Origin of the sequence: Gordonia sputi NBRC 100414 (assembly GCF_000248055.1) — a bacterium.
GTDB classification, from domain to species: Bacteria; Actinomycetota; Actinomycetes; order Mycobacteriales; family Mycobacteriaceae; genus Gordonia; species Gordonia sputi.
Genome location: NZ_BAFC01000065.1, coordinates 100,684 through 109,906 on the forward strand (window position 1 = coordinate 100,684; position 9,223 = coordinate 109,906).

Consider the following 9,223-nt stretch of genomic DNA (forward strand, 5'->3'; position numbering starts at 1 on the left):
GCCCCGATTGCGTAGTCGGCGCACATCACAACTCGACGCGGCGCTCTCGCCGTCGTCGCGGCGTGTTCGCGCGTGTCCATCACCTCGCGCGTCCGTCGTCCCCGCGCGGCTGGCCGGCCCCGACCCCTGCGTGTGTGGACGACTACTTTGTCGGGTCCGTTACCCTGAACACCCGTGGCCACCAATAGCACCGTCGCGTCGAACTCATCCTTTGATCTGATCATCGTCGGATCCGGGTTCTTCGGTCTCACCATCGCCGAGCGCGCGGCGACCCAACTCGACAAGCGGGTTCTGGTGGTCGAGCGCAGGTCGCACATCGGTGGCAATGCTTACTCAGAGGCCGAGCCCGAAACCGGCATCGAGGTGCACAAATACGGCGCCCATCTTTTCCACACGTCGAACAAGAAGGTGTGGGACTACGTCAACAAGTTCACCGACTTCACCGGCTATCAGCACCGGGTGTTCGCCATGCACGACGGCCAGGCGTACCAGTTCCCGATGGGACTGGGGCTGGTGTCGCAGTTCTTCGGTCGGTACTACAGCCCCGACGAGGCGCGGGAACTGATCGCCGAGCAGTCCAGCGAGATCGACACCAAGGACGCCAAGAACCTCGAGGAGAAGGCGATCAGCCTGATCGGGCGCCCGTTGTACGAGGCGTTCATCAAGGCCTACACGGCCAAGCAGTGGCAGACCGACCCCAAGAATCTGCCTGCGTCGAACATCACGCGACTGCCGGTGCGCTACACCTTCGACAACCGCTACTTCAACGACACCTACGAGGGGCTGCCGGTCGACGGCTACACCGCGTGGCTGGAGAACATGGCGGCCGACGAGCGCATCGAGGTGCGCACCGACACCGACTGGTTCGCCGTCCGTGACGAGATCCGGGCCGCCAACCCCGACGCCCCGGTGGTCTACACCGGCCCGCTCGACCGGTACTTCGACTACTCGGCGGGACGCCTGGGCTGGCGCACCCTCGATTTCGAGACCGAGGTACTGGCCACTGGCGACTTCCAGGGCACTCCGGTGATGAACTACAACGACGCCGACGTCCCGTTCACGCGCATCCACGAGTTCCGCCACTTCCACCCCGAGCGCAAGAACTATCCGACGGACAAGACCGTCATCATGCGCGAGTTCAGCCGATTCGCCAACAACGACGACGAGCCGTACTACCCGATCAACACCCCGGAAGACCGCGACAAGCTCGCCGCCTACCGCGAACTCGCCAAGACCGAGACCGCGGACGCCAAGGTGTTGTTCGGCGGCCGGTTGGGCACCTACCAATACCTGGACATGCACATGGCGATCGCGAGTGCGCTCACCATGTTCGAGAACACGCTGGCGCCGCACCTGAGTGATGGTGCGCCGCTCGCGGAGGCGGAGTAGATGAGTGTGACTGTTTCCAACACGACGACGTCCGACGAGACGACCGCGACCACCGGGGCGCAGCCCGCGGCTGCGCCGAGCGTTCCCGAGTCGAAGGCCGTCGAACTGCTGCAGCGGGTCATCTTCCCGCGGCCGGGTGAGCCCATCGACGTGCGCTCGCTCTATCAGGTGGAGTCCGACAACAACACTCGTCGTGCCCACGCGCCGACCCGGACGTCGGTGTTGCTGGCAGGCGAGTCGGAGGTCAGCTTCGAGACCTACTTCAACGCGTTCGCGGCGTCGTATTGGCGACGCTGGTCGGTTCTGAAGTCGGTCGTACTGCGCGTCGAGGTCCGCGGCACGTGCCGCGTGGACCTGTACCGCTCCAAGGTCGACGGCTCGCGAATCGGTATCGGCGGCGACCTGGTACCCACCGACGAACACGGTTACGGCGTCATCGAATTCGAGCTCGACCTCGGACCGTTCGAAGACGGCGGATGGATCTGGTTCGACGTCACCACCGACACCGATACCGAAATCGTCTCGGCGGGTTGGTATTCGGCGATTGCAGCGTCGACAGGTCCGGACACCAAGCGCGTCACCGTCGGCATCCCGACGTTCAACAGGCCGACGGACGCGGTCAACGCACTGGCGGCGCTCACGTCGGATCCGTTGGTGGACGCGGTGATCGACGCCGTGCTGATGCCCGACCAGGGCACGCGCAATGTGGTCGACGAGCCGGGCTACGAGGAAGCGGCCGCAGCGCTCGGCGATCGGTTGCACATCTTCGACCAGGGCAATCTCGGCGGCTCCGGCGGCTACGCGCGCATCATGTACGAGGCGCTGCGGCTCACCGACAGCCCGTACATCCTCTATATGGACGACGACATCGCAATCGAGCCGGATTCCATCCTGCGCGCGCTCGCGATGTCGCGATTTGCCTCCTCGCCCATGCTCGTTGGCGGTCAGATGCTCAACCTGCAGGACCGCAGTCACCTGCATTCGATGGGTGAGGTGATCAATCACCACAATTTCATGTGGACGGCCGCGCCCTTCGTCGAGTACGACCACGACTTCGCTCAGTACCCGTTGCGCGACAGGGAGAATTCCAAGAACCTGCACCGTCGGATCGACGTCGAGGGCAACGGCTGGTGGATGTGCATGATCCCGCGCGAGTGCGCGGAGCAGATCGGCCTACCGATGCCGTTGTTCATCAAGTGGGACGACTGGGAGTACGCCCTGCGCGCCGCGAAAGCGGGCTACCCGACGGCGACGATCCCGGGAATCGCCATCTGGCACATGGCCTGGAGTGACAAGGACGACGCCATCGACTGGCAGGCGTACTTCCACTTGCGCAACAGGCTCGTCGTCGCCTCGATCCACCACGACGGTCCGATCAAGGGAATTCTCCAGTCGATGGTCAAGGCGACGGCCAAACATCTTCTGAGCCTTGAATATTCGACGGTCGCGATTCAGAACGAAGCGATCCGCGACTTCCTCGCGGGGCCCGATCACATCCGCGACCTGTTGCCGACCGCGCTTCCCAAGATCGCAGAGATGCGCAAGCAGTACCCCGACGCGGTGGTGTTGCCCTCGGCAACCGAACTGCCCCGAACCAGCGGGGAGGCAACGCATCTCGGTGTCAACGTGCCGACCAACCCGGTGAGCAAACTCAGAGCGCTCGCGGCGTCGGTGGTCAACAACCTGCGCCCGGCAGACCCTCGTCATCACGAGGTGCCGCAAGCCAACTACCCGCCGATCGAGGCCCGGTGGTTCTCGCTTGGACGGGTCGACGGCGTCACGGTCACCACGGCCGACGGTCGGGGAGTGGTGTATCGCCAGCGGGATCGCGACAAGATGATCGCGCTCGCACGCGAATCCGCTGCCCTGGTGCGTGAACTCAACGAGAGGTTTCCTGAGATGGCGCAGCGCTACCGCGCCGCCCATCAGGACTTGACCAGTAAGGAGAGCTGGGCGGGTGTCTTTGGAATCGAGTAATGGGGAATCGAGTAATGGGGAATCGAGTAATGGGGAATCGAGTAATGGGGAATCGAATGATCGGGATGTCGCCGAACGCGACGAATCGTCGAACGCTGCGGTCAGTCGCGGCGAGAGCCGCGAGGTCGACGCGCTGATCGCCATTCAGGATGCGCTCTACGACCGTCCCGGTGTGCTCCCGACAGCGCGGGCCCTCTCGCATTTCGGCGAGCATTCGCTCGGTTGGCTGGCCATCTCGGGACTCGGGTACGCCGCCGCTCGTCGTCGAGGCGACGCGACGGCGCAGCGGCGATGGGTCGAGGCCGGAGTCGGTGCATTCGGTACGCACGCGGCGTCGGTGATCATCAAACGCATCGTCCGACGACCCCGCCCGCACGATCCCAGAATCCGTATCGGGGTGTCGACGCCGAGCAAGCTCAGCTTCCCGTCGTCGCACGCGACGTCGACCACCGCGGCGTCGATTCTGATCGGTCGGGCCGCCGGTTTGCCGCCCTACCTGCTACCGGCACTTCTGGTGCCACCTATGCTCACGTCGCGGCTTGTGCTCGGGGTTCACTATCCGAGCGACGTCGCCGCGGGAGCCGCACTCGGTGCGCTGGGTGCTGGAGCCGTCATCGGTGCTGACACGCTGTTCGAGCAGGCATCGCGGACGGCCGCAGGGCATCCGCGCGCCACGCGCACCGCGCGTGTGGCGGCCCGAGCCGGTGCGCTTGCGCTGGTGCCCGGGCAGACCGCACGGACAGCGGCCGCGTGGGCGATCAGGAACCGAGGAGAGGCATGAGCGAGGAGCCCATCGAGAGCGGCAAGAAGGTCGGGCCGCCGAAGAACCGGGTCGACGGCCTGATCAAGGCGCTCCGCCCACGGCAGTGGGTGAAGAACGTCCTGGTGCTGGCAGCTCCGCTGGCCGCGGGCAGCATCACCGACGCACATGTGCTCGGCCGCGCCGGGATCGCCTTCGTGGCATTCTGTCTCGCGTCGTCGTGCATCTACCTGATCAACGACGCGATCGACGTCGAATCCGATCGCAACCACCCGACCAAGCGGTATCGGCCGATCGCCGCGGGCGTCGTGCCCGTCAAGCTCGCGTATGTGCTGGCAGTGGTGCTCGGCGTTGCATCGCTGCTGATCGCCTACTCGGCGAACTGGCAGACCGCGGTGGTCATCGCGGTGTACCTGGTGATCCAGCTCGGCTACTGTTTCGGGCTCAAGAACCAGCCGGTCATCGACATCTGCATCGTCTCGTCCGGATTCCTGCTGCGAGCGATCGCCGGTGGTACCGCGACCGACATCAAACTGTCGCAGTGGTTCCTGCTGGTCATGGCCTTCGGATCGCTGTTCATGGCGGCGGGCAAGCGCTACGCCGAGCTGGTGCTCGCCGAGCACACCGGCGCCAAGATCCGTAAGTCGTTGCAGTACTACACCACGAGCTACCTGCGCTTCGTCTGGACGCTCTCGGCCACGCTCGTCGTCGCGTTCTACGGCCTGTGGGCGTTCGACAAGAACTCCGGCCACGACACCAACGTGTGGTACGCCATCTCGATGGTGCCGTTCACCATCGCGATTCTGCGCTACGCCGTCGTCGTCGACGGCGGTACCGCGGGCGAACCCGAAGAGATCGCCTTCGGCGACCGCATTCTGCAGATCCTGGCGCTGGCATGGATCGTCTGTGTTGGTGTCGCGGTCTATGCCGTCTGACGTTCGTGACGAGCCCGCTCGCGCGGGGCGGCACAGACTTCGAGAGACTGCCGGCACCGACGCTACTGCCGCAGATGACCGCGATTTCGACACCGACGTCACGATGGTGATCCCCGTCGTCGGCAAGGGGTCCGGCGCCGCAGAGCAGGAACCCGGTCCAGTCGGCGGGGAACCCGGCGATGTTGACGACGACGTTGCCGTCGGCTCTGATAACCGGGTTGACGACGACACAGCTGACGCGGCCGACGAGGACGACACGGCTGACGCAGACGACGAGGATGCGGCCGCGGGCCATCCGCCGGGAGCGGGGCGTCGGAGATTTCTGTCGTCGTGGGGACCACGTGAGTGGACGGCGACGGTCAGTTTCCTGATCGGGGCGATCGGGGTCACAACATTCTTCGCGATCGGAGCATGGCAGCGTCGGTGGATCGCCGACGACGGTCTGATCGTGCTGCGCACCCTGCGAAACCTCTTCGCGGGCAACGGCCCGGTGTTCAATGCCGGCGAGCGTGTCGAGGCAAACACCTCGACGGCGTGGACCTACCTGCTGTGGTTCTGGGCCTGGGTCACCGACGGCCAGCTCGAGTACGTCGCGCTCTGGGTCGCGTTGGTGCTCTCGGTGTCGGCGATCCCGATCGCGATGTACGGCACGGCACGACTGCTCGGACCGCGCATCAGCGGTCCCGCTGCAACCGGGATCACGTTGCTGTTGCCACTGGGTGCGATCGTCTACGTCGCGATCCCGCCCGCGCGTGACTTCGCCACGAGTGGTCTGGAAAACGGCCTGTGCATCTTCTGGGTCGCGGTGCTCTGGTGTCTGCTGATCGCGTGGTCCCGGAGACGGGCCGAGGGCGACGCCCCACAGAACGCGGGTGCGCGACGAACCGCGGGTTACCGAGGAGCCGCGGCGACGCTGTTCCTCGCGTTCTGGGCGGGGCTCGCGCCGTTGATCCGACCGGAACTCACCGTGGTCGGCGGGATCGCATTGGTGTTGGTCTTCCTGGCGCCGCTGACATGGAAGATGCGCGTCGGTGTGGTGGTGTGCGCTGCGGTGCTGCCGGTGGGCTACCAGATCTTCCGGATGGGCTACTACGCACTGCTCGTGCCCAACCCTGCTGTCGCGAAGGACGCGAGCGGCTCCAAGTGGCATCAGGGCTTCATCTACCTCGGCAACCTCTTCGGCCCCTACACGCTTGTCCTTCCCGTCATCCTGGCTGTCGTCGCAGGGGTCTTGATCGTCATCGGCACCCGGATGAACAGCGCGCGCACACGCGACGACTCGGGCGTCGAGGCGTCGTCGAAGGAGAAAGAACGCCCGACGGTGCGCGAGCGGCTGTCGCGCTGGTCGCGCAACCTCCAGACGCCGACGACCGTCACCGTTGCCATCGTGGTCGCGGGACTGATCGACGGCGTCTACTGGCTGCGCCAGGGCGGCGACTTCATGCACGGCCGTGTGCTGCTGACATCGATGTTCACGATCCTGCTCCCGGTCATGGTCGTACCGCTCTCGCTGCCCGCCCTCGCCGATGTCCGCGCGGCATTCGGACGCGGCGTCGACGCTGCGAAGGACCGGAATCGACGTCGTCGCGTGCTGGTGCAGCTCGGCGGCGCGACCGTGATGGCGGCACTGTGGATCACGACGCTCGTGTGGGCGATCGTCTGCCACGAGAAGGTGCTGCCCAACGCGGGCATCGACATCGGACGCAGCGGCATCGTCGACGAACGTCGGTTCTACGTCACCAACATGGGTAACGAGAACCCGGTCACCGCTGCCGACTACCTCGACTACCCGCGCATGCGCGCCATGGTCGAGCGGATCGACGAGTACCGCACGCAGGGCGGAGTGATCCTGCCGTCGAACAACTACGACGAGTGGTACGTGGCCAAGCTGCCGGACAACACCCCGCAGGACAAACGCAAGGCGACCGTCTACTTCCTCAATCTCGGAATGACGAGTATGAACGCGCCACTCGACGTCCGCGTGATCGATCAGATGGGACTCGCCTACCCGATCGCCGCGCACACAGAACGCCTCGAGGACGGCCGCATCGGGCACGACAAGAACCTGCCTGCCGAGTGGGTCATCGCGGAGTCGGGCGCCTATCCCAAGTGGCCGGTGCTGCCGGGCTTCCTCGACGAGGACATGGTCGCGCAGGCGAAGGAAGCGCTGACGTGCTCGCAGACCGTCGACCGGATCGAGTCGTACAAGGACACCTGGTCCTACGCGCGATTCAAGAAGAATCTGTCTGCCTCGTTCGGCTTCTCCGACTACCGCATCCAGCGCAATCCGGAGTACGAACTCCAGCGCTGCGGACTGCCGGTGCCGCCCCGACTGCACCCGAGATGAGCGTCACATTTTCGACGGTCCGACCGATGAACTATGCAGGTCAAACGCTATGGGGATGTCTGAGGCCGCGAGAGATTTGTCCTGTTATGTATCGGATAGGTAACGTCGAAGCCTGATAAAGCGATGAGAGATAAGACCGAGCGGTATTGGTCGATCGGCACCACGCCGACGCCGTAAGGCGGCGGGTGTGGCGACGGTCACACTGATTGTCAGTGTGTTGGACGATGCAATAGGCTCCCGAATCGTTGTGCATTGCACGTGAAGCTGTGGTGCATCGCACTCGGGGGTGTGTCTCGCACAGTTCGTGTGGAGGCCGCAAGCGACGAGCAAGAGCGTCGTCCAGGGGTGGCCAAGCCGGTCGGGTTGATATCGCGCACGTAACGATCTGGTGCCTGGTGTGTCCTGTGGGGCGCATGGGGACTGGTAACAGAGGAGAGTTTGGTCGATGGGAGTAGCGGTGAGGTCGGGAGCGATGACACCCGGTAAGCGCGGTGGGTTCCGGTTGCGCAGCCGATTGGTTGCGGTGACGGTCGCGCTGATGACGATCGCGGGTCTCGCGTCGGTCATCACGGGCGCAGGTACCGCAGATGCACGTATCAACGGGACCCCCGCGGGCAAGAGCGAGTGGTGGATCGACGCCTGCGGCATGCCGACCAACGGGGCGTTCGGCAACAAGTCGATGAATCCCGGCAAGGTCAAGGTGCGCTCCTGGTTCAAGCCGGGCAATACCCGCACCGTGATCCTTCTCGACGGCATGCGCGCCCAGTACGACTTCTCGGGCTGGGAGATCAACACCAACGTCCAGGAACTGGTCAACCGCGGCGTCAACGTCGTCGAGCCGATCGGCGGGCCTGCCAGCTTCTACACCAACTGGAACGCACCCAGTAACTTCAACGGCCAGCAGCGTCGTTACATGTGGGAGTGCGTGATCCAGAACCGCCTCGCGCCGGCTCTGCGTCAGAAGGGCTTCAAGGGTAAGGGCGGCAAGTACGCCATCATGGGCATCTCGTCCGGTGGTAACGCGGCGCTCGTCCTCGCGGCCAAGCGTCCCGATCTCTACTACGCGGCAGGCTCGCTCTCGGGCTACGACTTCCTGAGCGCTCCGGGCATGCACACCATGCTTCGACTGGCCATGCTCGACGTCGACCCCAAGCCGTGGAACGTCGACGCCATGTGGGGCGCGCCGTGGGATCAGCGTTGGTACGACAACGACCCGTTCATGCTGATCAACCGGATGCACCACCTCAAGGTGTTCACCGGATCGGGCAACGGACTCTTCGGCCGCTACAACGCGCTGCCGAACGTCTTCGACGACCTGTTCAAGGGTTCGACGCTCGAGCTGCTGGCACTCGCACAGCGCAAGGCATTCGAGGTCGCCGCGTTCACGCAGGGCATCAACCTCATGACCTACGACGCCAACGGCACCCACGCGTGGGGCTACTGGCAGGACATGGTGTGGAACGCCTACCAGCGAGGCTTCTTCCGCTGATCTGAGCAGTAGCGTTTACTCACAAGCGACCCCGACCGGGACGGCGGGTTCACATGATCGTCGCAACACTCTCAGGTGAGAGGTTGCGGCGATCATGTCGTTTCAGGAGGACTGTGTTCGGTTCGGTGACCAGTTGGCGAGGCTGGTGGATGCCGGGGTGCCGGTGAAGGAAGCCGCTGTTGCGGTGGGCGTGCCGCGGCATCGGTGCTACGCGATTCTCCGGGCGATCGGTCGGCCGGTGGGGCGGCCTCGTGGGCCGGGTAAGCCGGCTGATCCTGGACGGATCGTGGCGGTGTTCGATCGGACCGGGTCGATCAACAGGGCGG

Annotated in this window: 6 protein-coding genes and 1 pseudogene; all 7 read left to right on the forward strand. The window is 64.9% G+C overall.

The genetic code is table 11. From position 1 onward, the window contains the following. The first annotated feature begins 174 nt into the window (after window positions 1-174). Window positions 175-1,389, forward strand: a complete 1,215-nt coding sequence (gene glf / locus GOSPT_RS11435; RefSeq protein WP_005206252.1) for a UDP-galactopyranose mutase — start codon at window positions 175-177, stop codon at window positions 1,387-1,389. Continuing rightward, complete coding sequence (locus GOSPT_RS11440; RefSeq protein ID WP_005206253.1) at window positions 1,390-3,366, forward strand: glycosyltransferase; 1,977 nt, start codon at window positions 1,390-1,392, stop codon at window positions 3,364-3,366. Next, a complete protein-coding gene (locus GOSPT_RS11445) occupies window positions 3,347-4,147 on the forward strand; it encodes a phosphatase PAP2 family protein (protein WP_005206255.1) in 801 nt (266 codons plus the stop codon). The genes GOSPT_RS11440 and GOSPT_RS11445 overlap by 20 nt, the downstream gene beginning before the upstream one ends. Next, complete coding sequence (locus GOSPT_RS11450; RefSeq protein ID WP_005206257.1) at window positions 4,144-5,061, forward strand: decaprenyl-phosphate phosphoribosyltransferase; 918 nt, start codon at window positions 4,144-4,146, stop codon at window positions 5,059-5,061. Before GOSPT_RS11445 ends, GOSPT_RS11450 begins: the two co-directional genes overlap by 4 nt. Next, window positions 5,051-7,408: an arabinofuranosyltransferase AftB family protein gene (locus GOSPT_RS11455; protein ID WP_005206259.1), complete on the forward strand. Its 2,358-nt coding sequence runs from the start codon at window positions 5,051-5,053 to the stop codon at window positions 7,406-7,408. The genes GOSPT_RS11450 and GOSPT_RS11455 overlap by 11 nt, the downstream gene beginning before the upstream one ends. Before the next feature lie 472 nt (window positions 7,409-7,880). Then, window positions 7,881-8,897, forward strand: a complete 1,017-nt coding sequence (locus GOSPT_RS11460; RefSeq protein WP_005206261.1) for an alpha/beta hydrolase — start codon at window positions 7,881-7,883, stop codon at window positions 8,895-8,897. Between the two features lie 94 nt (window positions 8,898-8,991). Further along, window positions 8,992-9,223: pseudogene (locus GOSPT_RS24125) on the forward strand (IS30 family transposase); the annotation flags it as partial.

Coding starts and splice junctions, on each gene's coding strand:
- GOSPT_RS11440 (WP_005206253.1), top strand. CDS start 1,390: ATGAGTGTGACTGTTTCCAACACGACGACGTCCGACGAGACGACCGCG.
- GOSPT_RS11450 (WP_005206257.1), top strand. CDS start 4,144: ATGAGCGAGGAGCCCATCGAGAGCGGCAAGAAGGTCGGGCCGCCGAAG.
- GOSPT_RS11455 (WP_005206259.1), top strand. CDS start 5,051: ATGCCGTCTGACGTTCGTGACGAGCCCGCTCGCGCGGGGCGGCACAGA.
- GOSPT_RS11460 (WP_005206261.1), top strand. CDS start 7,881: ATGACACCCGGTAAGCGCGGTGGGTTCCGGTTGCGCAGCCGATTGGTT.